Genomic DNA, 22,801 nt, shown 5'->3' on the forward strand with positions numbered 1-22,801 from the left:
GCAGGTAACGAAGTGTACTCGTCGGGGTTACCTACGGCCGAGTAATGCTTGACAGGTTGCTTGCGAGGTTTATTGTAATGAACGTCCTGATCCGGTGCTGGGCGGTAACGACAGCGAGGCAACGTGGCTGGTTCGGAGAGTTCTACGGTCGTCATGGCTTTCCCCGACACGCTCCGGTGTGTCGACCCCACCGCACCGCCCGAGAGCGGTGGGCTGCTCCCGGTCTCCGATCTCCTCGTCCGGGCGTGTCGCGGGCATCGCGTCGTCGGGGGTCCCCTGCTGTGGTTCGCGCGCGACCTGGCGGTCCTGCACGAGAAGCGGGTGGTCGGGCGCGGCGGCCGCGTCGACGACGATCCCGCCGTGGTGCGCGAGATCGAGTGCCGCCGAGGTGAACTCATCCTCGCCATCGACGACTGGGTGGCCCGCAGCGTCCCGCAGCACCGGCTCGGCGCGACCCTGCACACCGAGACCATCGGCGCCGTCATCGACCGGCTCGCCGAGTCATCGGTCCGCGCGCACCACGCGCTGATGACCCTCGCCGCCAGCGACGAGATGCTGCACTGCGCCTGGCACCATCTGGCCGAACTGGCCGACGCCTACGACGACCTCGTGCGCGACGTGCTCGCCGGGCGACGGCGACTGCCCGAGTGGTGACCGGCGGCCCGTCAGGGAAAGTGCCGGTGATCGGCCGCGAAGTCGTCGGCGACCGTCGCGGCCAGCTCCACGTAGGCGCGCTTGGTCGTCTTGTGCAGCCGGTGGAGATCGATCTCCGCGCCCTCGGACAGGTGCGCGTCGTAGGGGATGATGTGCACCGCGCGGCAGCGCGACAGGAAGTACTCCCGCAGTTGCTGCACACCGACATTCGGTGAACCCTCACGCGGCAGGTTGATCACGACCACCGCGTTGCGCACCAGGTGGTCGTGGCCGTGCAGCGACAGCCAGTCCAGCGTGGCCGCCGCGCTGCGGGCGCCGTCGATCGCCGCCGACGAGATCAGCACCAGCGAGTGCGCCAGATCCAGCACGCCCGACATGGCCGAGTGCATCAGGCCGGTGCCGCAGTCGGTGAGGATGATGTTGTAGAAGCGCTGCAGGATGCGCGCGACCGCGCGGTACTCCTCGTCGTTGAACGCCTCGGATGCGGCCGGATCCCGTTCGCTGGCAAGCACTTCCAGCCGGCTCGACCCCTGCGAGGTGTGCCTGCGCACATCGGAGTAGCGCTCGATGCTCTGGTCGAGCAACAGGTCGCGCACCGTCGAGCGGGTCTGCAGCGAGACGCGCTGGGAGAGCGTGCCGAAGTCCGGGTTGGCGTCGACCGCGATCACCCGGTCGCCGCGGATGGAGGCGAAGATCGAACCGAGACCCATGGTGGTCGTCGTCTTGCCGACGCCGCCCTTGAGCGAGAGCACCGCGATCCGGTAGTCGCCGCGCACCGGCTGCCGGATGCGGGCCACCAGTTCCTGCAGCCGCCGCTCCTCGGCCGACATCCCCGGATTGATCGCGCCGCCGGACATGTGGTGCACGGCCTTGCGCCATCCCGCGCCCGGCGCCTTCTTCGCCCGGCGCACCGGGACGTTGTCCAGCGACGGCGGGTGGAAGCCCTGCACCGGCTGCTGCGGGTGGCCCTGCGGGCCGTAGTGCGGTGCGGGCTGGGCGAATTCGCCGGACCCGTACTGCTGGGGCGCGGCGTACTGCTGCGGCGCCGGTGCCTGCGGGGGATAGGGCGCCTGCGGTGCGCCGGACCGGTCCGGATGGCTCTCCGGCGCCGGCGGACGCTGGTAGGCGACGTTCGGGTCGCCGGTCACGGGCGGCACGGCCTGGGTGCCGTACGGCGAGTCCGGTCCGGGGCCCCCGTACGGGGGAACACCGGCCTGGCCGGCGTACGGCGACCGCGGATCCGGCTGCGCGTAGGGATTGTTCGGGTCGGCGGTGACCGGTACAACCCCGGATTGCGTGGCGTACGGCGAGTTCGGCGCGCCGGTGTGCGGGGCCTGCGGCGGAGAGAAGCGCGGATCCGACGGCGCGCCGTAGGGCGACTCGGGGCCCCGGCCCGCGTACGGGGAGGCCGCCCCCGACAGCGGGTACGGTCCGGGTGCCGCGGTGGTCGAGGCGTACGGGGAGGCGAGCGGGGAAATCGTCGCGCTGTCGACGGGGACGGCGCCACCCGTGCCGGCGCCGGCGCCCGTGCCGTCCGGCCGGCCCGTCTCGGCGGACGGCGCGCGGTGATGGCGGCCCGTCGCCGACGATTCCGCGTGGTCCGGGCTCGTGGCGCCGTCCCTCGCGGAAGTGTCTCGGGCGGAGAGGGTCTCGCGTCCACCGGCGTGGGGACCGTCCGGGTGCCCGGTCCGGGTCGCATCGGGGGTGGGACCGGTCGACGGGTCGCCGAGCGATACCGGGTCGCCGGTGGTGCCGTCCGGCGCGGTACCGGCGACTCTCGGCGCCGCCTGCCCGCCGTCGACGGCCGCCGCGGAGGCGCCGTCCGCGGGCACCGCCGGTCCGGCGCCGCTGTCACGTGTGGGCGCCTCGCCGAGGGCGTGGTTCGCGTCGTCACCGTCGTCCGGCGTGGCCGTCGCGTGGGTGCCGCGCGCCGCCGAGTCCGCGCCGGTAGCCGGTTCGCCCGACGTTCCGCGTGCCATCGCCGGGGCGGACGCGTCGGCCTCGGGTGCCGAGGCCGCCGAGTCTTCTCGGCGGGAAGCGGGTTTCGTGGCGGCATCGTCCACGGGCGCGGTCAGCCTGCGCGGCGGGGTGCGCTCGGCGGCGACCTCGCTGGGCGCGGGCGGGAGCCCCGGGCGCGGCGCGGCGCCCGACTCCGGCTGCGCCGCCGTGGTGGAAGCCCGATCCGCGTCCGGGGTGGCCCACGGGGGCGTGGACCGCTGCGGCACACCGGTTTCCGCGGCCGTGCCGGTCAGCCAGGCGGGGCGGTCGTCCGCGGTCGTCGTGCCGGTCGCCGTGGTCGTGTCCGGGCGGACCGGTGCCTCGGGCGCCGGGGTCGGCGCGGCTTCGGGGCCGGACCGGGTGGGCGATGTCCGGGGGTCTGCGGAGGTGGGCGGGGTTGCCGTCGTATCGGCGGCGAGGCGGTCCGGTCGGGTGGCGTGCGCGTCGGGCGTGGCCGCGCCGGTGCCGTCAGGCCGGGTGCCGGTGGCCCCGGTCGCGGGGGGTGCGGAGGTCGGCGGTACGGCGGTCGTCCGCGCGTCGGGCGCCGGTGACGTGGGCAGGACTCTCGTCGCGTCGGCACCGAGGGTGTCGGGTCGAGCCGAGGGGCTGTGCGTCAGCGAGGTGGGCGGGGTCGTCGCCGCGTCGCTTCCGTGGGCGTCGGGTCGAGTGAGGGCCCCGTATGCGTCGGGGGCCGGTGGTGCGGGGAGCACCGCGGTCGCGTCGCTCGGCTCGGTCGGGAAGACGACCGTGGCGTTGGTGTCGGCGGGGGAGGGCGCGCGGGGGACCTCGCGGTCGGCGGGCGGCTGCTCGGGGAGCGGGGGCGGCGGCGGGAGGTCCGGGCGCGACGGGGTGCCGAGGGGACGGAAGCCGTCGGACAGGGGGCCGGGGTTGCGGGTGGGCAGGCCCGTCTGCGCCGGCGCGGACAGGCGCTCGGGAGCCCGGCGGACCGACTCGGCCGGGTCCTGGGCGAGCTGACCGGTATCCGCCTGCGGACGCTGGTCGGGGTGGGCGGTGGGGGCGGGGCCGGGCCCGACCGGTGCCTGCGGGTGGACGGCGGTCGGCGGGCCGTCGGGGAAGCGCGGGTCGGCGCCGTGTCCGACGGGGGCCTGCGGGAGGGCGTCGGGTCGGGGGTCGTCGCGGAAGGCGGTCGGGGCCGGTCCGTGTGCTACGGGAGCGGGCGGGTAAGCGTCGGGCAGCGCGGGGCCGGGTCCGACCGGTGCCTGTGGCCGGTGGCCGGCCCGCGGGCCGTCGGGGAAGGCCGTGGGCGCGGGGCCGGGCGCCGAGGAGTGGGCGCCGGTCGGCGGGCCGTCGGGAAAAGCGGTGGTCGCTGGGCTCTGCCCGACGGGTGCCGACGGGCGCGGTTCGGGTCCGGGCGGGGACTGGAAGGAGGGCCGGTCACCGTCACTGTGACTCCGGGCGCCGTCGGCGTGCGGGGCGCCGACGGCCGGGCCCGCGCCGAGGGAGCCGGCGTCCTGCGCGGGGTGCCTGCGCGGGGGCACGGACGGCGCTCCCCACGACGAGCCCGTGTGCTCGGTGGTGGTCGGCTCGGCGGGCGCCTCCGGCTCGGGCCGGCGCCTGCCCTTCCGCTTGTCGCGGCGGGATTCGCGGGGTTCGTCGGCGTCACCGCCGCCGCGCCCGAGGAAACGGCGCCGCTTCGGTACCTCGTCGATCAGTTCCTCGTGCGGCAGGTTCTCGACCGGTGCCTCGTAGCCCGCCTGGCTGACGTCGCTCTCGGACAACCAGGGCGGGAGCATGGGGAGACTGTCGTTGTTGCGGCTCACGGCTGTCCTCCGCGCACCAGGTCCCCCTCGATCTGCTCGACCCACTCTCGGACGCCGCAGAGTTTACGCGACAACCCACCGCCCCCGGCGGGCGGTTCGGCGGACCGAAGACCGTCCGGTTCGCGCCCCGAGGGGGCGTTTTTGCCTGAAACCGGGCATGCCGGTAAGCTTGAGCGGCGGTGCACCTATGCGCCGACTGAATGCGCGTGCCCACCCATGGTCACACGTGCTCAGAGACGAGGCAATCCAAGTCAGGTTGAGCGTAACCGGGATCGCGGAGGATATGGCGAAGAAAGACGGGGCCATCGAGGTCGAGGGTCGGGTTGTCGAACCGCTGCCCAATGCGATGTTCCGCATCGAGCTCGAGAACGGCCACAAGGTTCTCGCGCACATCAGCGGAAAGATGCGGCAGCACTACATCCGCATCCTTCCCGAGGACCGCGTCGTGGTGGAGCTTTCGCCGTACGACCTGTCCCGCGGCCGGATCGTCTACCGCTACAAGTGAAGCCCGCGGCGTCGCGAACCCGGTGTGAGCCGGTGGGGCGCGACGCTCGTTCACGTCGTGGCCCAGGTCGCGACGGACAACAGACTTCCCCAGTCGACAGGCTGGGGAAAAACTGTGTTCACACCCCTGTGAACCACAAGAAGATTGGACGGACGTGAAGGTTCAGCCGAGCGTCAAGAAGATCTGCGAGAAGTGCAAGGTGATCCGCCGTCACGGCCGGGTCATGGTGATCTGCGACAACCTGCGCCACAAGCAGCGTCAGGGCTGATCGTCCCTCACCGCCACGCACCGATCGTCTGATCGGATTGGCACATCTGAAGAAACTCCCAGCTCCAGCCACACGCTGTGGGAATTCGGGCACACCCGCGAGGGCGGCCCGGGGCGTGTGCGCCAACCACCGGTACGGAGGCCGGTGCCCCCACCTCAAGACGGGGGGACGGACAGGGAGCAGACCTCCGCAACGATTAAGGAACTGCCACATGGCACGTCTCATGGGCGTCGACCTCCCGCGCGAAAAGCGCATGGAGATCGCACTCACCTACATTTTCGGCATCGGGCGCACCCGCGCCAAGGAGATCCTGGACCAGACCGGCGTCAGCCCGGACCTGCGTTCGAAGGATCTCAGCGACGACGACCTGACCAAGCTCCGCGACTACATCGAGGCGTCGGAGTTCAAGGTCGAAGGTGACCTGCGCCGCGAGGTTCAGGCCGATATTCGCCGCAAGATCGAGATCGGCTGCTACCAGGGCATCCGCCACCGTCGTGGCCTGCCCGTTCGTGGTCAGCGCACCAAGACCAACGCGCGTACGCGCAAGGGTCCGAAGAAGACCGTCGCCGGCAAGAAGAAGTAGGGATAGCGTATGCCTCCGAAGAGCCGGGCCGCTGGCCCGAAGAAGACTCAGAAGTCGCGTCGCCGGGATAAGAAGAACATCCCGCACGGCCACGCGCACATCAAGAGCACGTTCAACAACACCATCGTCTCGATCACCGACCCCGAGGGCAATGTCATCTCGTGGGCGTCGTCGGGTCACGTCGGCTTCAAGGGTTCGCGTAAGAGCACCCCGTTCGCCGCGCAGCTCGCCGCCGAGAACGCTGCCCGCAAGGCGCAGGAGAACGGTGTCAAGAAGGTCGACGTGTTCGTGAAGGGCCCGGGCTCGGGCCGCGAAACCGCGATCCGTTCGCTGCAGGCCGCCGGCCTGGAAGTGGGCTCGATCTCCGATGTCACCCCGCAGCCGCACAACGGCTGCCGTCCGCCCAAGCGGCGTCGCGTCTAGCGGGAAAGGATTTAGCGAACAATGGCTCGTTATACAGGCCCCATCACCCGCAAGTCGCGTCGTCTGCGCGTCGACCTCGTCGGAGGCGACCAGGCGTTCGAGCGTCGTCCGTACCCGCCCGGCCAGCACGGCCGCGCGCGGATCAAGGAGTCGGAGTACCTGCTCCAGCTGCAGGAGAAGCAGAAGGCTCGCTTCTCCTACGGCGTGCTGGAGAAGCAGTTCCGCCGCTACTACGAAGAGGCCAACCGCCTCAAGGGCAAGACCGGCGACAACCTGCTGCGTCTGCTCGAGTCGCGTCTGGACAACGTCGTGTACCGCGCCGGTCTGGCCCGTACCCGTCGTCAGGCCCGTCAGCTGGTCAGCCACGGCCACTTCCTGGTCAACGGCGTCAAGGTGAACGTGCCGAGCTACCAGGTCTCCCAGTACGACATCATCGATGTCAAGGAGAAGTCGCTGCCGACCCTGCCGTTCCAGGTCGCGCGCGAGACCCTGGGCGACCGTCCGGTTCCCGGCTGGCTGCAGGTCGTCCCCGGCCGCCTGCGGATCCTGGTGCACCAGCTCCCCGAGCGTGCCCAGATCGATGTGCCGCTGCAGGAACAGCTCATCGTCGAGTACTACTCGAAGTAAGCAACTGCTGGTGAGGCCGCCGACGGTGGCGGCCTCACAGTCACTGACCAGGCGTCAAATAGTGGGCGCCCTGAACAGGAAGTAGATCCTCATGCTGATTTCCCAGCGTCCGACACTGACCGAAGAGGTCGTGGCGGAGAACCGCTCGAAGTTCACCATCGAACCCCTCGAGCCGGGCTTCGGCTACACCCTCGGCAACTCGCTGCGGCGTACCCTGCTGTCCTCGATCCCGGGGGCCGCGGTCACGAGCATCCGCATCGACGGTGTCCTGCACGAGTTCACCACCGTTCCCGGTGTGAAGGAAGACGTCACCGACATCATCCTGAACCTCAAGGGTCTGGTCGTGTCCTCCGAGGAGGACGAGCCGGTCACCATGTACGTGCGCAAGCAGGGCCCGGGCACCGTCACCGCCGGCGATATCGTGCCTCCGGCCGGCGTCGTCGTGCACAACCCGGACATGCACATCGCCACCCTGAACGACAAGGGCAAGCTCGAGATCGAGCTGGTCGTCGAGCGGGGCCGCGGTTACGTGCCCGCCGTGCAGAACAAGGCGACCGGCGCGGAAATCGGCCGGATCCCGGTGGATTCGATCTACTCCCCGGTGCTCAAGGTGACCTACAAGGTCGAGGCCACCCGTGTCGAGCAGCGCACCGACTTCGACCGTCTCATCCTCGACGTGGAGACCAAGAACTCCATCACGGCGCGGGACGCGCTGGCTTCGGCCGGCAAGACCCTGGTCGAGCTCTTCGGCCTGGCCCGTGAGCTCAACGTCGAAGCCGAGGGCATCGAGATCGGCCCCAGCCCGGCCGAGGCGGATCACATCGCCTCCTTCGGTCTGCCGATCGAGGACCTGGACCTCACCGTCCGGTCCTACAACTGCCTGAAGCGCGAGGGTGTGCACACCGTGGGCGAGCTCGTCGCCCGCACCGAGTCGGACCTGCTCGACATCCGCAACTTCGGCCAGAAGTCCATCGACGAGGTCAAGGTCAAGCTGCACGCGCTCGGCCTCTCGCTGAAGGACTCGCCCGCCTCGTTCGACCCGTCCTCCGTGGTGGGTTACGACGCGAGCACCGGCACCTGGAGCGATTCCGGCACCTTCAGTGACACCGACGGCGGCGAGCAGGACTACGCCGAGACCGAACAGCTCTAGACCGACTCGGGGGGCACCCCGGTCGCGTCTTCCCCAAGGAGAATCCAATGCCCAAGCCCAAGAAGGGTGCCCGCTTCGGCGGGTCGGCGTCGCACCAGAAGGCGATCTTCGCCAATCTGGCCACGGCGCTTTTCGAGCACGGTCGTATCACGACCACCGAGTCGAAGGCCAAGGCGGTTCGCCCCTACGCCGAGAAGCTCATCACCAAGGCGAAGGGCGGCACCCTGGCCGACCGTCGCGAGGTCATGAAGGTCATCCGCAACAAGGACGTCGTGCACGCCCTGTTCGCGGAGATCGGCCCCTCGTTCGAGGGTCGCGAGGGTGGCTACACCCGCATCACCAAGGCGCTGCCGCGCAAGGGTGACAACGCGCCGATGGCCGTCATCGAGCTCGTGCGCGAGAAGACCGTGACCAACGAGGCCGACCGGGCCCGTCGCGTCGCCGCTTCCCAGAAGGCCGAGGCCGCTCCGGCCGAGGCCGCCGAGGAGAAGACCGAAGAGGTCGTCGCCGAGGCTCCGGCTGCCGACGAGGCCGCCGAGGAGAAGAAGGACGCCTGAGCGTTCTCAGCCTGACCGGGCCCGCCCATCCCCTCCGGGATCGGCGGGCTCGGTTCGTTTCGAGCAGGGTGTGAGGAGTCGACTGTGGTGGAGGAACCGGTGGACGAGCAGGTGCGCGCACCGCGGCGGGTGCGGCTCGGAATCAGCTACGACGGCACCGATTTCCTCGGCTGGGCCCGTCAGCCGGGCCTGCGGACGGTGCAGGGCACGCTGGAGGAGTCGCTGTCGAAGGTCTTCCGGGAGCCGATCCAGCTGACCGTCGCGGGCCGCACCGACGCGGGCGTGCACGCCGAGGGGCAGGTGGCGCACTTCGACACCACCGGCGAGCTCGACCCGCCGCGGTTGCTGCACCGCATGGCCCGTTTCCTGCCCAAGGACGTGCGGATCACAGACGTCCGCCTCGCGCCCGCGGAGTTCGACGCCCGCTTCTCCGCGATCCGCAGGCACTACGCCTACCGGCTGACCACGGCCCCCTACGGGGCGGATCCCCTGCGGGCGCGCAGCGTCGTGCCCTGCAAGCCCGGCCTCGATCTGGACGCCATGCGCGCGGCGTCGGGCGCGCTGCTCGGGCTGCACGATTTCGCCGCGTTCTGCCGCCGCCGGGAGGGCGCGACGACCATCCGGGAGTTGCAGCGCTACGACTGGGAGCGGGAGGGCGACGCGCTGACCGCCTACGTCAGCGCGGACGCGTTCTGCTGGTCGATGGTGCGCAGCCTGGTCGGCGCGGTGCTGGCGGTGGGGGAGGGCAGGCGGACCCCGGAGTGGGTCGCCGGGCTGCTGTCGGCCACCGAGCGGTCGAGTGCCGTGACGGTCGCGCCCGCGCACGGGCTGAGCCTGGTCGCGGTGGACTACCCCGATGACGCCGAGCTCGCCGCCCGCAACGCCCAGACCCGCGAAACGCGGAGCGTGCCGGAAGGCGGCTGCTGCGGCAGCTGAGTGTGATATAAACCACAAAATGTTTCGGTCGATCCCGTATCGCCCCGGTGAGCGGCGGGTGCCGGTGCGTGATTCGTTCTGGATATCCATTTGATGGGACGAATCGGTAGCGGCCCCGATGGCGATCTGGAATGCTCGGCCGAACCGGTGGACGTCGTAGTTCGCCACTCTCGGCAGACGTGGGGGTGATGCTGTGCCAGCGCAGTCGGAACCTCTTGTGGGTGGTCACGGTCCCGCCGAGTACACGGTGCGCTCCGACGAGGACACCCCCGTCGCCGAAGCCTTCGGTCAGTGGGAGGCCGCGCTCTCCGCCGGCTATGTCCCCCTGTCCGTGCGGCCGGCCGGATCGCCGGACTTCCGGGGCAGCATCGTCTCCGGCGACCTGGGCGCACTGCACCTGTCCACCGTGTCCTCGGTGGCCCAGCGCGTCCGCCGGGCCAGGGCCGAGCTCGACCGGACCTCCGGGGAGTACCTGCTCGCGGGGATCTATACGCGGGGCACCAGCCGCCTGAACCAGGACGGGCGCACCGCGTTCGTCCGGCCCGGCGAGATGGTCCTGTGCGACACCACCCGGCCGTTCGCGTGGGACGTCGAGGACGAGTTCAGTCAGGTCGTCGTGCGGGTTCCCCTGGACCGCCTGCGCGCGGAGCCGGGCATCGAGGACCTGTGCCTGCCGACCGCCGTCACGATCGCGCAGGGGAGCGCGGCCGCGGTGGTCGCCCGGTTCTTCCTCGAGCTGGCGCGGATACACCGCACCGCGCCCGAGGAGGCACGGGTGCTCGCGGCCGACGGCGTCAAGCTGCTCGCCTCCGCGGTCCAGCTCGCCTCCGGCCAGCGGCCGGTCGAGGCCGTGGCACACGCGGTCACCCGGGAGCAGGTGCTGACGTTCATGCGGCGGCACTGCACCGATCCCGACCTCACGGTCGACGACATCGCCCGCGGCTGCCTGCTGTCGCGGCGCAGCCTCTACCGGCTGTTCGGCGAGTCCGGGGAGGGGCTGGGCGCCATCCTGCGGCACATGCGGCTCGAGCACGCCCGGCAGCTGCTGCTGCGCGACCGGGACCAGTCCGCGACGGCGGTCGCGGCCGCGTCGGGCTTCGCCTCGGAACGCCACTTCTTCCGCGCTTTCCGGTTGGAGACCGGTATGACGCCCGGTGAATTCCGCCTTCTCGGAGGCCCTTCGGAGCCGGTGCGTCGCGTCGGAGTCCGGTGAGGTGATCGATAGAGTGGACGGGCACCGACCGGCATTGTCAGTGGATTGCGCGCGATATCGACCCATTGTCCGAAACGGCGAGGAGAACGGTGATGAGACCCGCACCGGCGGATCCGGATTCTCGTGATCCCGACCCGGTCGCGGTGGTCGATCTGGCGGATGCGCCGGCCGGGGAAATCTTCGATCGCTGGGAAGCGATGATGAGCGAGGCGTATGTTCCGCTGGCGGTCACGCCCACCCGTTCCGGCCTGCGGGATTTCCACGGACGGATCACCAGCGGCGCCTACGGTGACCTCCGCGTATCGCGCTTGATCACCGCCGGGCAGACGGTCCGCCGGACGGCCGGGCTGATTTCCCGGGCCAGCCACGAATACCTCCTGGCCAGTATTCACACGGCCGGCAACGGAATTCTCTACCAGGGTGACCGGGTGGCGAGCGTCGGTCCCGGCGAAATGGTTTTCTACGACACGACGGTGCCCTATCACTGGGAAATCGACAGGGATTTCGAACAGGTCGTCGTGCAGGTGCCGCTGGAGACGATCTTCGCCCGGCTGCGCAGGCGGACGGCCCTGCCGACCGCGGTCACCGTCCCGGCGCACGGGGTCGGGTCGGCGGTCAGCGGCTTCTTCCGCGGGCTCGCCCAGGTGCAGGAACGCGACGCCGCGGACGCGGCGGTCCTGGCCGAACAGGCCACCGACCTGCTGGTGTCCGCGGTCACCATTCTGGGGAACGGCCGGCTGGCGCCGGAATCGGCCGAGGCATTGTCCTGGGAAAAGGTGGTCCGTTTCGTGCGGGACCACTGTGGCGATCCGGAACTCGGCATCGAGGCAATTGCCCGGGCCTGTCATATGTCCCGGCGCACGCTCTATCGGTTGTGTACCGCGCACCACACGACGCCCGGAGATCTGTTACGGCGGTTACGGGTGAGACGGGCCGAGGAACTGATGTGCACGGAAAGGCCGCTGGCGGCAATTGCCGCCGCGGCGGGATTCTCGTCGGAAAGGCACTTCTACCGGGCCTTTCGGCTGGAGACCGGCCTCGCGCCGGGACGGTATCGACGGGTTGGCACGCATGGTCAGTCGTCTGGCACGGTCTGACAGTTTGGAATTCCACTTTCTCCGGAAGAGTAGGGGCGGAGAATCGCAAGCAGAGCGACTAGGGGTCGGAATGAAACAGGTGCGCGTCGCGGCCGTTCAGGCGGAGCCGAAATGGTTGCATCTGGCGGCGGGGGTGGAACAGGCCATCGGCCTGATCGAACAGGCGGCCGCGGGCGGTGCCCGGCTGGTGGCCTTTCCGGAATGCTTTCTGCCGGGGTATCCCTGGTGGATGTGGCTCCCGTCGGTGGACTGGGGTGACGACTTCCTGGCGCGGTACCGGCAGAACGCCCTCTCGGCCGACGGCGCCGAGCTGCGCGCCCTCGCCTACGCCGCGCGCCGCACCGAGGTGCACGTCTCGATCGGCTTCGCCGAGCGGGTACGCGGCACGGTGCTGATGTCGCAGGCGTTCATCGACGCGGAGGGGACGGTGTCGATCTCGCGCAAGGCCGAGCCGACGGGGCTCGAGCGGACCGTGTTCGGGACCGGCAGCGGCGAGCCGTTGGTGCGCGACACCGCCCTCGGCCGCATCGGCGTGCTCGGCGGCGCGGACCACCTGCGCGACGACATGCGCGGCGCGATCCAGGCCGAGCGGGAGCAGATCCACATCGCCTCGTGGTCGGGCTTCACCGCCTACCACGGCGTCAGCAAGGATCGGGGCGCGGAGATCAACCACGCGGCCGACGTCCGCTACGCCATGGACACCCGGGCCTACGTCATCGCGCCGGTCGCGATCGTCCCGGTGGCGGGCTGGGAAGTGGTCGACGCCCGTTCTCCCGAGCGGCGGCTGCTGCGCAGCGGTGGCGGGACCGCCCGGATCCTCGGCCCCAGCGGCCTCGACATGGCGCCGCCGCTGGCGCCCGAGCAGGAGGGCCTGCTCTTCGCCGACCTGGACATGACCAGGGCGCCGCAGCCGCGTCGGGTGTCGGGCGGGCTGCTCGAGCGGGACGTGTGCCGGGTGCCGAGCGGACGGGTTGCCCGCCGCGAACCTGCCCGGCCGCGCGAGACCGAGCCCGCCTGACCGCTAGGACCGGACCAGGCGCGCGATCGCGTCGGTGGCCTCTTTGATCTTGGCCTCCGCCTCGGGGCCGCCCGCCACCGCCGCGTCGACGACGCAGTGGCTGATGTGGTCCTCGAGCAGGCCCATCGCCACCGCCTGCAGCGCCTTGGTCATGGCCGAGACCTGGGTGAGGATGTCGATGCAGTATTTTTCCTCTTCGACCATGCGTTGCAGGCCGCGGGCCTGCCCCTCGATCCGGCGCAGCCGCTTGAGGTAGTCGTCCTTGGCGGTGATGTAGCCGTGGCCGCTGTGGTCGTGTCCCGCGTTGGCCTGCTCGGTCGCGGTCTCGGGCGTCCGGTCGGTCATCGGCCTCTCCTCGCTTGCTCGGGTACCGCCGCAGCGGAAAATACCCCCCTAGGGTACATTGTCGCGCGGCGATTGTCAGTTCGGGTGCTCCCCGGTGTGCGGTTCACCTGGGCGGACGACAAGAATGGACAACCATGAGTTCGCTTCCCCGCCCCGCGCTCGCCATCATCGGCGGCAGTGGCTTCTACGATTTCTTCGACAACGACGCCGAGCACGTCGAGGTAGAGACCCCCTACGGCGCCCCGAGCGCGCCGATCGCCGTCGGCGAGGTCGACGGGCGCGCCGTCGCCTTCCTGCCGCGGCACGGCAAGCAGCACGAATTCGCCCCGCACACCCTGCCCTACAAGGCCAACCTGTGGGCGCTGCGCTCCCTGGGCGTCCGCCGCATCCTGGCCCCCTGCGCCGTGGGCAGCCTGCGCGCCGACTGGGGCCCCGGCACCGTCGCGGTGCCCGACCAGCTGGTCGACCGCACCTCCGGCCGGGAGCAGACCTACTTCGACGGCGGCGGCATCCACGTCTCCTTCGCCGACCCCTACTGCGAGGACCTGCGCACCGCGGTCGCCAAGTCCGGCAACGACGACCTGCCGCTGCGGGATTCGGGCACCATGGTGGTGGTGCAGGGGCCGCGCTTCTCCACCCGCGCCGAGAGTCGCTGGTTCGCCGGGCAGGGTTGGGACCTGGTCAACATGACCGGCTACCCGGAGTCCGTGCTCGCCCGCGAACTCGAGATGTGCTACGCCGCGATCGCCCTGGTGACGGACCTGGACGCGGGCCTGGAGGAGGGCGAGGGCGTGCACGCCGTCGACGTGTTCGCGGAGTTCAAGAAGAACCTCGGCCCGTTCAAGGCGCTGGTGCGCCGGGCGGTGACCGCCATCGACAGCACCGAGACCTGCGCGCGCTGCACCGTGCACACGGGCGTCTCGCTGCCGTTCGAACTGCCCTGAGGTCAGGCGGTCGGCAGCTGGAGCTGCACGAGCGCGAACTCCGGTGTGGCCGAGTCGTTCCCGGTGAGCGCGCCGGGTAGCGGCGAGGCCGCCACGTCGACGGTGAGCCAGCCGCCGTCCTCGGTGGCCAGCCGCAGCCCGGGCAGCGCGACCCGGTTCGTGCCCGCCAGGATCTGCGCGCGGACCTGGTGGATGCGGGCGCGGTCGTCGGGGTGCGGCACGCCGCGCTCGTCGGCGCCGCGCCAGCGCAGGCCCGGCAGCGGCTCGGTCACCCAGCGCACCAGCCGCACCTGCGCGGTGTCGACCACGACCAGGTAGCGGCGCGGCGTGCTGTCGGCCAGCAACTCCAGGGTGGCCGCCTCGACGGACTTGTGCTGTGGGGCAACGCTGTCGGTGACGTCCACCGCGAGGCCGCGCCAGGCGTGCCGCGCCTCGCCCGCGCCGTTGCGGGTGGCGAGCAGCAGCGATCGGGGGCCGGAAGGGGAGCGCACCGTGGCGACGCCGAGCCAGCGTCCGTTCGGCGCGGACCGGGTCACGGTGGCCACCATGTCCAGCGCGCCGTCGAAGCGGACGACGCGCTGGAACGGTTCGGGCACGGTCCATTCGATCTCGCCGTCGCGGTAGCCCTGGCCGAGCGCGGCCGGGCGGATGCGCACCGTGCGGGCGCGCGCGTCGACGTGGAACGGTGCCACGGCCAGCGCGGGCGGCGGGTCGCCCTCGCCCGCCCACACCTGCACGCCGTGCGGCGCCGCCCCCGGCCTGCACACCGGAACCGCCCGCACCCGCAGCCCCGACCACGCCCGCCGCGACACCGGCAGAACCGCCTCGCCCGCCGTCTCGTTCGCGTGCACCTCGGCGACCAGTTGCTGGACCGGCGCCGGGATCGCGCGCAGGTAGGAGGCCCACTCCCGTGGCGCGGTCCCCGCGGTCAGCATGGACCAGCTCTCGGGCGGCCCCAGTGTCTCGACCAGTTGCCAGCGCCCCACGATCACGCAACGCCCCCTTCGTCGGTTGATGCCTGTCATCTATCACAGTCCGCGACGGTCCGTCGGCCGACACGTCCGGAAGGCCCGCCGTAGCCGGCGCTAAGCTCGCGCGATGGACACCCCGCTGCGCCTCGGCGTGATCATCGCCAGCACCCGGCCCGAACGCCTCGCCCCGGTCGTGGCGGGCTGGTTCCTCGAAATGCTGGGTACCCGTACCGGTTTCGTGCCCGACGTGATCGATCTGCAGGGCCTCGACCTGCCCGCCGATCTCACCGAGACCCCCGACGTCCGCGCGCTGCGCGGCCGCCTCGGCGCGGCCGACGCCTTCGTGGTCGTCACCTCCGAGTACAACCACGGCTACCCCGGCTCGCTGAAGATCGCCCTCGACAGCGCCAAGCACGAATGGCGGGCCAAGCCCATCGGATTCGTCTCCTACGGTGGTCTGTCCGGTGGCCTGCGCGCGGTCGAACAGCTGCGCCAGGTGGTGGCCGAACTGCACATGGTCTCGGTGCGCGACTCGGTGTCCTTCGCCCAGGCCAAGCGCGCCTTCGACGCCGACGGGCGCACCACCGACGGCGCCGCGGTCGACGGGTGCGCGCGCATGCTCGGCCAGCTGGCCTGGTGGGCGACGGCGCTGCGGGCCGCCCGCACCGTGGCGCCGTACCCGGGCTAGGCGGGCGCCATCGCCCGCTGGCCGCGCGGCTGGCCGATGTAGGTGGCCTCGCGCGGGATCGACACCAGGCTCAGGTTGACCCGGGTGGTGCCGGTCCGCAGCACGACCCGGTTGCCGACCGCGCCGGGCTGGTAGATCTCGAGGTCCGGCCGCGTGGACGGCCAGGCGTTGGGGTCGGCGGTGAGGTAGATCGTGGTGACACCGGCGTGCGGCGCGGGCGCGAGCACCCCGTCGACGACGGCCGCGGTGAAACCGGCGTCGGACTGGTGGGTCTCGACCGCCAGGGTCAGCCGGTCCGGGTTGCCGATGGTGGTCACCAGGTGCTCCCAGGCCTGCGGCCGGTCGGTGCGCACCAGGATGCGCTCGCCGACGGCCAGCGCGCGGAACACCAGTTGCTGGGCCAGATACAGCTCGCCGGCCACGTACACCGTCGAGATGCCCGCGCCGATGATGCGCGCCGCGACGCCGTTGCCCTCGTCGTCGGAGCCGAGCAGCTGACCGCAGCCCGCCGAGGGCAGGTGCAGGTTGTCGATGACCTCGATCGGATACTCCGCGGCGGGCACCGTGTCGTCAAGGCCGGGCACCGCCAGCGGCAGATGCGCCAGCAGCGCGTCGCGGTGGCGGCCGTTCATCGAGATCATGCCCTTGCCCGCGGACTTCTCGGGCAGCTCGCGGGCGGTGAGCCGCCAGGCCGCGCCGATGTTCACCGCGCCCGCGTGGCTGCCGGGCCGCAGTCGCACCGCGACCGTGGTGCCGCGCGACGGCGCCACCCACAGCTGGGCGAGCAGGTCCGAGCCGAGGTCCTTGGGATCGACCGCGGCGCCGACGTTGACCGCGTTGCCGATCTCGGCGTAGCGCCAGCGCTGGGTCAGCGTGCGCGGGTCGAGCCCGGTCGTGATCTGCTGCACGGCCTTCCGGATCTCGGGCGCGGTGAGGATGCGGGCGCCGCAGTCGGCGTCCTCGAGCGTGCGCATGATCCGCTGGGTGGCGATGGTGACCGCGCGCGAGGCGCCGTCGGCGCCGCCGCCGCGGCGGGCGGTCGCGCCGGGGCAGTCGACCGCGTCGAAGCTGATGGCCAGCCAGACCGTGCGATGCGCGGTCGCGGGCAGCGGGCCGAGCAGCGACTCGTAGATCGCCCCGGCGGGCGTGCCCGAGCGGCTGCGGTGGCCGTGACTGATGATGTCGATGCCGCTGAGCAGGATGTCGTGCTGGTTCAGGCACGCGGCCAGCTCGGGCAGCGGGAGCAGGTGCGAGGAGTGCACGGTGGTGCGGGCGATGCGGGTCAGCCCGCCGCGCGGCGGCAGCACCTCGACGACGGTGACCACGCGGCTGCCGTCCCAGTACAGGCCGAGCGAACGGCCGTCGGGGCCACGGAAATCCACCGTGTCGCCGAGGTCGTACTCCCGCTTGCCCAGGTACTGTCGCAGCGTGCCGATCCAGTCGTAGATCGTGCGCCTGCCGATCGGGACCAGCGGGATCGCCGCGATCACCAGCCCCACGCCGAGCGCGATCCACGGTCCCACCCCGAACAGCAACACCACCGCGCCGGCGAGCAGGCCGAGGGCCTGCGCGACGAGCAGGTTGGGCAACGAGATACGACCGAACAGCGGGCGTGGCCCGGCACCAGGTGTTTCGGCCATCGGTTCCTCCCCCAGATACCGCGAATCGGTCCGGCCGCGCGCGGCCGAGTGCGAACTTCCGTCGCGGGGAACTGTACTGTGTTGCGCGGACGCGAGCACTGTTCGGGGGAGGAACCATGCCTTCAAAGCCCACTACCCGCTGGCAGGTCAGCGGCTATCGCTTCCTGGTGCGGCGCATGGAACATGCGCTGGTCCGCCGGGATGTGCGCATGCTGCACGACCCGATGCGCGCGCAGACGCGCGCCTATCTGGCCGGCCTGATCCTGGCCTGTGTCGTGCTGGCCGGTTGTGGTGTGCTGGCACTGCTGCGGCCGCAGGACAAGATCGGCGACAACAAGATCCTCATCGCCAAGGAATCCGGCGGCAACTACGTCGTCATCGACAACGTCGTGTATCCGGCGCTGAACCTGGCCTCGGCCCGGCTGGCCGCGGGGGAGGCCGCCAAGGCCGTTGTGGTCAAGGAGTCCGAGCTCGGCAAGAAGAGCCGAGGCCCGCTGATCGGCATCCCCGGCGCGCCGTCGTCGATCCTCTACGACAAGGACGGCAAGGGCCGCCCGTGGTCGGTGTGCGACCAGATGAAGGTCGACGGCAGCGCCGACCTGACCACCTCGGTCATCGCGGGCTCGCCCGACCTGGGGGACAAGGCGTCGCCGCTGCCCAAGGAGAAGGCGCTGCTGGTCAAGGGCAAGGACGCCACCTACCTGGTCTACGACAGCAAGCGGGCCCGGGTCGACATGAACGACCGCGCCGTGACCGACGCGCTCGCCCTGACCGGGGTCACCCCGCGCGCCATCGGGGAGGGCACGCTCAACGCGATCCCGGAGGTGCTGCCGATCGCGGTGCCCAAGATCGACAACCCGGGCGGCATCCCGTCCTACCAGGTCAGCGACCATCGCGTCGGTGACGTCGTGCAGGTCATCGGCCACGATCAGCGCTACGTGGTGCTGCAGGACGGGCTGCAGGAGGTGTCGCCGCTGGCCGGCGAGATCATCCGCAACGCGACGCCGACGACCTCGTCCAACACCGTCATCCAGGCGGCCGACCGCACGCACGCCCCGATCTCCACGGCGCTGAAGGTCGGGCACTTCCCGCAGAACCGCCTGTCGCTGGTCTCCGCCAAGGACTCGCCGGTGAGCTGCCTGTCGTGGAAGCCGATCCCCGGCGCCGCCGACAACAAGGACGCCACCGCGCGCGCCGAACTCACGGTGCTCGTCGGCATCGACCTGCCCGTGCCGGACAAGGTGAAGCTGGTCCCGCTCGCCCAGGCCGACGGCTCCGGCCCGAACGCCGACTCGGTCTACATCCCGCCCGCCACCGGCGCCTACATCCAGTCCACCGGCATCGAGCCCGACAGCCGCCGCAAGGACAGCCTGTTCTACATCGCCGACACCGGGGTCCGGTTCGGTATCAAGAACACCGACGCGGTCAAGGCGCTCGGCCTGGAGAAGGTCACCCCGGAGCCCGCGCCGTGGCCCATCGTCGGCCTGCTGGCCGGCGGCCCGAGCCTGGGCCGGGAGGAGGCGATGGTCGCCCACGACGGCGTCGCGCCGGATCCGTCGCCCGCCAAGCAGCCGGTCGCCGCGGCCGACAAGTAGCTACGGCAGGTCGGCCTCGTCGGCGCCGCGCAGCGCCGCGATCTCCGCGCGCAGCTGCCGGACCTCGTCGACGAGGTCCGCGAGGGTCCGCTCGGTGGAGTCCTCGGTGGTCTTCAGCTGATCGACCACCCAGCTGGTGGTGGTGCCGATGGCGAAACCGATCAGGCCGATCCCCAGCGTCATCAGGACCAGCGAGACCAGCCTGCCCTGGGTCGTCACCGGGTAGACGTCGCCGTAGCCGACCGTGGTCACCGACACCGCCGACCACCACAGGGCGTCGCCGAAGGAGTGGATCTTGCTGTCGGGCGCGCCGTATTCGGCGTCGAAGAACGCCAGGCTGCTCAGCAGCAGGATCAGGACCGAACCCGCGGAGACGAACGTGATCAGCCGCGCCCGCGTGCCCGCCGCGCGGTTGAGGGTGTCGAGCAGCAGCAGGGCGGCGCGGACCAGGCGCAGCGGCCGGAACGGCGGCACCAGGACCACGAGCATGTCCAGGGGATGCCTGCGCAGGAACCGCCAGCGATCACCCGAAAGGGCCAGGCGCACCACGAAATCCACCGCGAAGACCGCCCAGATCCCGATGTCGGCCCAGACCAGGGTGCGGTCGAGCGCCGGGGACGCGCCGGTGTCGAGGACCCGCCACGCGTAGACGATCAGGAACAGCACCGCGAGCACCATCAACGGCACGTTGGTGACCTGCTCCCACTGCTGTCTCGGGGTGCGGCGGGCGTCGGCGGGCGGAGCTGTGGTCATGGCGGTACCTGGGTCGTCGGACGTGGCGCGGGCAACGCGCGTCCGCTGACGGTACCGCCCGGCCGGTCAGTCCTCCCGCATCCCGAACCGGCGGCGCAGCGGATAGGCCGCGAGCATGCCGAGCACGAACAGCACCGCCACGATCGACGACCCGATCAGGGCGACGTTGCGCGCCGTGTTGTCGGGCGCCGGCGCGGGCGCGGGCACCGCGAGCTGGTACTTCTGCGCGGGCGACGGCTTCTTCGGCGGCAGCGGCCCGGTCACCTGCGCGGTGAGCGCCGCGAGGGGATCGACCGCGCCGTAGCCGATGTACTGGTTCCAGCCCTCGGCGGGCGCATGTGCGGTGGCCTGCACCCGCTTCATCACCTCCTTGGCGCTGAGCTCGGGGAACCGGGCCCGCACCAGCGCGACCACGCCCGACACCAGCGGGGTGGCGAAGCTGGTCCCCGAGATCGGGCCCGCCTGCCCCTGCTGGTTGTAGGAGGCGGTCGCGGTGCCGGTGCCGCGCGGATTCAGCGACACCATGTTCTCGCCGGGCGCCGCCACGCTCAGCCAGGGGCCGGCGACGGTGAACTTCGACGGCGCGCCGCTGCCGTCGATCGAACCGACCGACAGCACGTACTCGTCCCACCGCGCCGGGCTGACGTTCATGGTCGTCTTGGACCACGGGTCGGCGGTGGGATCCAGCGGGTCGATGACCTTGTTGACCGTCTTGCACGTGTCCGAGTTGCCCGCGGCCACCACGGGAACCGCGTTCTTGACCTCGACCGCGTACTGCAGGGCCGCGCCGATGGCGCCGTCGACGTCGTTGGCGGTACCGCACCACACCTCGGACACGTTGATCACCGACGCGCCGAGGTCGGCCGCCCGCCGGATGGCCGAGGCCATCGTGGCGACGTTGCCGTAGGAGTCGGGCAGGTCGTCGGGCCCCTTCTCCTTGGACCGGCCTTCCTTCTGATACATCTTGCTGGTCTGCCGGATGCTCAGGATCTGTGCTTCCGGCGCCACGCCCGCGAATCCCTGGCCGGGCACCTGCGAAGCCGCGATCAGCCCCGCCACGAACGTGCCGTGCGCGTCGCAGTCCTCGGTGCCGTCACCGGAGTTGGCCACGAAATCGCCACCGGCGACCAGCCCGGGCAGCCGCGGGTGCCGGACGACGCCGGTGTCGATGACCGCGACCAATTGCCCCGCGCCGCGGGAGAACTGCCACGCGCGCTCGAGATCCAGGCTGCGCTGCGCGGTGGGGATGGTCGGTCCCTCGCCGCCGATCTGCACGTCCGCGCAGTTGGAGTTGGCGGGCCGCTCCGTCTTGTCCGGCGGCGCGGCCGGATCACCCGCGGGCAGCAATCCCGGATTCACCGCGGGCGGCCGTTCGGCGACCGCCACGCCCTGTCCCACCCCGAAGGACGCCCCGCAGCCCAGCGCGATCGCGGCGGCGACGACCCGTAGCCCCCGGCCGTTCACAGCCCGCGGACGAGGGAGTAGAGGTCGGTGACCCAGAACACCAGCGGCAGCACCGCCGCGACGAACCCGTACTCGATCAGCTCGGCGGCCCGCCGCATCGGCGGGGTGGCCTGCTGGTTGGGCACGATGATGCCGATGACCAGCGCCGCGACCAGGATGACCAGCGCCGTGCCGAACACCACCAGCGGCTGCTCCATGCGGATGGCCATGCCCGCCAGCATGATCAGCACGATCGCGGCGCCACCGGCGATGAGCACGACGGCCTGCTCGGCGCCCGCGTAGGTGCGGCTGCGGAACATCAGCACGACAGAGCAGACCAGCGCCAGGGCGATGCCCTGCCAGTACGGCGTCTCGGCCGAGGCGTCGACCGCGGCGAGCGCGCCCGCGACGGTCACCAGCGTGGTCGCGGTGACCAGACCGGCCAGATAGTTGCGCGCCCGTTCGGATTTGGCGCGCAGCACGTCCAGCGTCGGCAGGGCGCGGTGGTCGTCGGGATCGTCCTCGGTCGGGTCGATGGGCGTGCCGGGCGCCGGGACCGGCGGCAGCGGCAGCTTGGCCAGCAGCATCGACACCCGCGGCGACAGCGACAGCCCGGCCAGCCCGGCGGCGGCGAGCACCGCGCCGATCGCCCGCACCGGCTGATCGCTGAGCAGCCCGACCAGCGCGGCCGGGATGGTGAACACGGCGACGGTCGCCGAGCCGATGAACAGCGCGAGCCCCACCCCGGTGACGCGCCAGGCCAGCACCGCGGTCGCGCCGAAAAGCGTTGCGCCGAGCAGCAGATGGGCCCAGCCGTAGTGGTCGGGGACGAACAGCATGCCCGCGGTGAAGGCGGCGGGCAGCGCGCAGCCGCCCAGCACCAGCGCCGCGCCTGTGTCGCCGTACATGCGGCTGAGCACCGTGCCCGCGACGACGCACAGGACAGCGATGAACAGCGCCAGCGAACCGCTGACCCACACCGGAAGCGCGTCGGGCGCGGCCAGCAGGCCGAAGCAGCCGACCAGCATCGTGACCGCGGCGAGCACCGACCCGGTCACCCGCGCCGAGCGCGGGGTCCACCCCCGGTAGTGATCGGCGTCGGCGATCGCGACGTTGTACATGATGTCGTCGAACAGCGGCGTCGGCGCGGTGTGCGAGGCGCTCTCGAGCATGAGCAGCTCGCCGTCGCGCACGCCCTGCTCGCCGAGGCTGAGGGAGTTGGAGAACGGCGGGTGGCCGATGCGCGCGAGCACCCATTCGGCGGGCTCGTAGCGTTCGCCCTGGTTGTCGAAGTCGTTGGTGCGGCTGTGCTGGGCGACCATGTCGACCACGCTCGGGATGACCAGCGCGACCGGAACGTCCACCGGGATGGCCATGTCGACCTGAGTGTGTTTGGCCAGAATGGTGACCCGGGCCAGATCCGGCGCGCGTACGATGCCGCGCGCGGAATCCTCGTCCACATGGTCTAGTCGCGCGTGCGTCAAGATTCCCCCAACTCCGTCTCTACCTCGTGATTCCGCGCCGGACCCGTGTCGGTCGACAGTTTGCGGAACCCACCGTTCGGACAGCAGAATGCCTGACGAACTGTACGACATGTCGGCGGCCGGCTCTA

Annotated in this window: 22 protein-coding genes; 15 read left to right on the plus strand and 7 right to left on the minus strand. The window is 71.3% G+C overall.

Going from position 1 to position 22,801, the window contains the following annotated elements; genetic code table 11:
* Nucleotides 1-153 precede the first annotated feature (153 nt).
* Nucleotides 154-654: a DUF4254 domain-containing protein gene (locus ON36_RS04130; RefSeq protein ID WP_052313629.1), complete on the plus strand. Its 501-nt coding sequence runs from the start codon at nt 154-156 to the stop codon at nt 652-654.
* Nucleotides 655-665: 11 nt separating this feature from the next.
* On the opposite strand, the gene ON36_RS36735 is transcribed toward ON36_RS04130, so the two are convergent.
* Nucleotides 666-4,433: a nucleotide-binding protein gene (locus ON36_RS36735; RefSeq protein ID WP_306306896.1), complete on the minus strand. Its 3,768-nt coding sequence runs from the start codon at nt 4,431-4,433 to the stop codon at nt 666-668.
* 283 nt (nt 4,434-4,716) lie between these two features.
* Between ON36_RS36735 and infA the strand changes: the two genes are divergently transcribed.
* From infA to ON36_RS04190, 11 genes are all read left to right on the plus strand, one after another.
* The gene (infA, locus tag ON36_RS04140) at nt 4,717-4,938 is read left to right on the plus strand and encodes a translation initiation factor IF-1 (RefSeq protein ID WP_003418601.1); all 222 of its coding nucleotides are present in this window, start codon (nt 4,717-4,719) and stop codon (nt 4,936-4,938) included.
* Between the two features lie 154 nt (nt 4,939-5,092).
* Entirely contained in the window at nt 5,093-5,206 is a 114-nt protein-coding gene (gene rpmJ / locus ON36_RS04145) for a 50S ribosomal protein L36 (RefSeq protein ID WP_011207363.1), read from the plus strand.
* Nucleotides 5,207-5,417: 211 nt separating this feature from the next.
* Nucleotides 5,418-5,789, plus strand: coding sequence for a 30S ribosomal protein S13 (gene rpsM, locus ON36_RS04150; RefSeq protein WP_043647746.1), 372 nt, complete (start codon nt 5,418-5,420; stop codon nt 5,787-5,789).
* A gap of 9 nt (nt 5,790-5,798) precedes the next feature.
* Nucleotides 5,799-6,212 carry a 30S ribosomal protein S11 gene (rpsK, locus tag ON36_RS04155; RefSeq protein WP_019045110.1) on the plus strand — a complete coding sequence of 138 codons (414 nt, stop codon included), beginning with the start codon at nt 5,799-5,801 and terminating at the stop codon, nt 6,210-6,212.
* A 21-nt stretch (nt 6,213-6,233) separates the two neighbouring features.
* Entirely contained in the window at nt 6,234-6,839 is a 606-nt protein-coding gene (gene rpsD / locus ON36_RS04160) for a 30S ribosomal protein S4 (RefSeq protein ID WP_043647748.1), read from the plus strand.
* Between the two features lie 91 nt (nt 6,840-6,930).
* Nucleotides 6,931-7,989, plus strand: a complete 1,059-nt coding sequence (locus ON36_RS04165; protein WP_022567324.1) for a DNA-directed RNA polymerase subunit alpha — start codon at nt 6,931-6,933, stop codon at nt 7,987-7,989.
* Nucleotides 7,990-8,036: 47 nt separating this feature from the next.
* Nucleotides 8,037-8,546, plus strand: coding sequence for a 50S ribosomal protein L17 (gene rplQ / locus ON36_RS04170; protein ID WP_043647751.1), 510 nt, complete (start codon nt 8,037-8,039; stop codon nt 8,544-8,546).
* A gap of 129 nt (nt 8,547-8,675) precedes the next feature.
* On the plus strand, nt 8,676-9,482 hold the full coding sequence (truA, locus tag ON36_RS04175) for a tRNA pseudouridine(38-40) synthase TruA (protein ID WP_043647795.1): 807 nt from the start codon (nt 8,676-8,678) through the stop codon (nt 9,480-9,482).
* A gap of 217 nt (nt 9,483-9,699) precedes the next feature.
* The gene (locus ON36_RS04180; RefSeq protein ID WP_052313630.1) at nt 9,700-10,695 is read left to right on the plus strand and encodes an AraC-like ligand-binding domain-containing protein; all 996 of its coding nucleotides are present in this window, start codon (nt 9,700-9,702) and stop codon (nt 10,693-10,695) included.
* 92 nt (nt 10,696-10,787) lie between these two features.
* Entirely contained in the window at nt 10,788-11,792 is a 1,005-nt protein-coding gene (locus tag ON36_RS04185) for an AraC family transcriptional regulator (RefSeq protein WP_083884893.1), read from the plus strand.
* A 70-nt stretch (nt 11,793-11,862) separates the two neighbouring features.
* The gene (locus ON36_RS04190) at nt 11,863-12,810 is read left to right on the plus strand and encodes a nitrilase-related carbon-nitrogen hydrolase (RefSeq protein WP_052313631.1); all 948 of its coding nucleotides are present in this window, start codon (nt 11,863-11,865) and stop codon (nt 12,808-12,810) included.
* A 3-nt stretch (nt 12,811-12,813) separates the two neighbouring features.
* Here ON36_RS04190 and ON36_RS04195 read toward each other — a convergent pair whose 3' ends face one another.
* Nucleotides 12,814-13,155 carry a metal-sensitive transcriptional regulator gene (locus ON36_RS04195; protein ID WP_043647755.1) on the minus strand — a complete coding sequence of 114 codons (342 nt, stop codon included), beginning with the start codon at nt 13,153-13,155 and terminating at the stop codon, nt 12,814-12,816.
* 134 nt (nt 13,156-13,289) lie between these two features.
* Here ON36_RS04195 and ON36_RS04200 point away from each other — a divergent pair, with 134 nt between their 5' ends.
* Complete coding sequence (locus ON36_RS04200) at nt 13,290-14,099, plus strand: S-methyl-5'-thioadenosine phosphorylase (RefSeq protein WP_043647758.1); 810 nt, start codon at nt 13,290-13,292, stop codon at nt 14,097-14,099.
* A 2-nt stretch (nt 14,100-14,101) separates the two neighbouring features.
* On the opposite strand, the gene ON36_RS04205 is transcribed toward ON36_RS04200, so the two are convergent.
* The gene (locus tag ON36_RS04205; RefSeq protein ID WP_043647760.1) at nt 14,102-15,091 is read right to left on the minus strand and encodes a GAF domain-containing protein; all 990 of its coding nucleotides are present in this window, start codon (nt 15,089-15,091) and stop codon (nt 14,102-14,104) included.
* Nucleotides 15,092-15,197: 106 nt separating this feature from the next.
* Here ON36_RS04205 and ON36_RS04210 point away from each other — a divergent pair, with 106 nt between their 5' ends.
* A complete protein-coding gene (locus ON36_RS04210; RefSeq protein WP_043647762.1) occupies nt 15,198-15,758 on the plus strand; it encodes an NADPH-dependent FMN reductase in 561 nt (186 codons plus the stop codon).
* Here the strand turns inward: ON36_RS04210 and eccE are convergent.
* Nucleotides 15,755-17,398, minus strand: a complete 1,644-nt coding sequence (gene eccE, locus ON36_RS04215) for a type VII secretion protein EccE (protein ID WP_052313632.1) — start codon at nt 17,396-17,398, stop codon at nt 15,755-15,757. The genes ON36_RS04210 and eccE overlap by 4 nt on opposite strands.
* A gap of 116 nt (nt 17,399-17,514) precedes the next feature.
* Here eccE and eccB point away from each other — a divergent pair, with 116 nt between their 5' ends.
* Entirely contained in the window at nt 17,515-18,993 is a 1,479-nt protein-coding gene (eccB, locus tag ON36_RS04220; RefSeq protein ID WP_043647763.1) for a type VII secretion protein EccB, read from the plus strand.
* On the opposite strand, the gene ON36_RS04225 is transcribed toward eccB, so the two are convergent.
* The 3 genes from ON36_RS04225 to eccD form a co-directional block, all read right to left on the minus strand.
* On the minus strand, nt 18,994-19,746 hold the full coding sequence (locus ON36_RS04225; RefSeq protein ID WP_043647765.1) for a potassium channel family protein: 753 nt from the start codon (nt 19,744-19,746) through the stop codon (nt 18,994-18,996).
* A gap of 66 nt (nt 19,747-19,812) precedes the next feature.
* A complete protein-coding gene (mycP, locus tag ON36_RS04230; protein ID WP_043647766.1) occupies nt 19,813-21,210 on the minus strand; it encodes a type VII secretion-associated serine protease mycosin in 1,398 nt (465 codons plus the stop codon).
* Nucleotides 21,207-22,673, minus strand: a complete 1,467-nt coding sequence (gene eccD / locus ON36_RS04235; protein WP_043647769.1) for a type VII secretion integral membrane protein EccD — start codon at nt 22,671-22,673, stop codon at nt 21,207-21,209. Before eccD ends, mycP begins: the two co-directional genes overlap by 4 nt.
* Between the last annotated feature and the right edge of the window lie 128 nt (nt 22,674-22,801).

The organism is Nocardia thailandica NBRC 100428 (genome assembly GCF_000308795.1).
Taxonomy (GTDB): domain Bacteria; phylum Actinomycetota; class Actinomycetes; order Mycobacteriales; family Mycobacteriaceae; genus Nocardia; species Nocardia thailandica.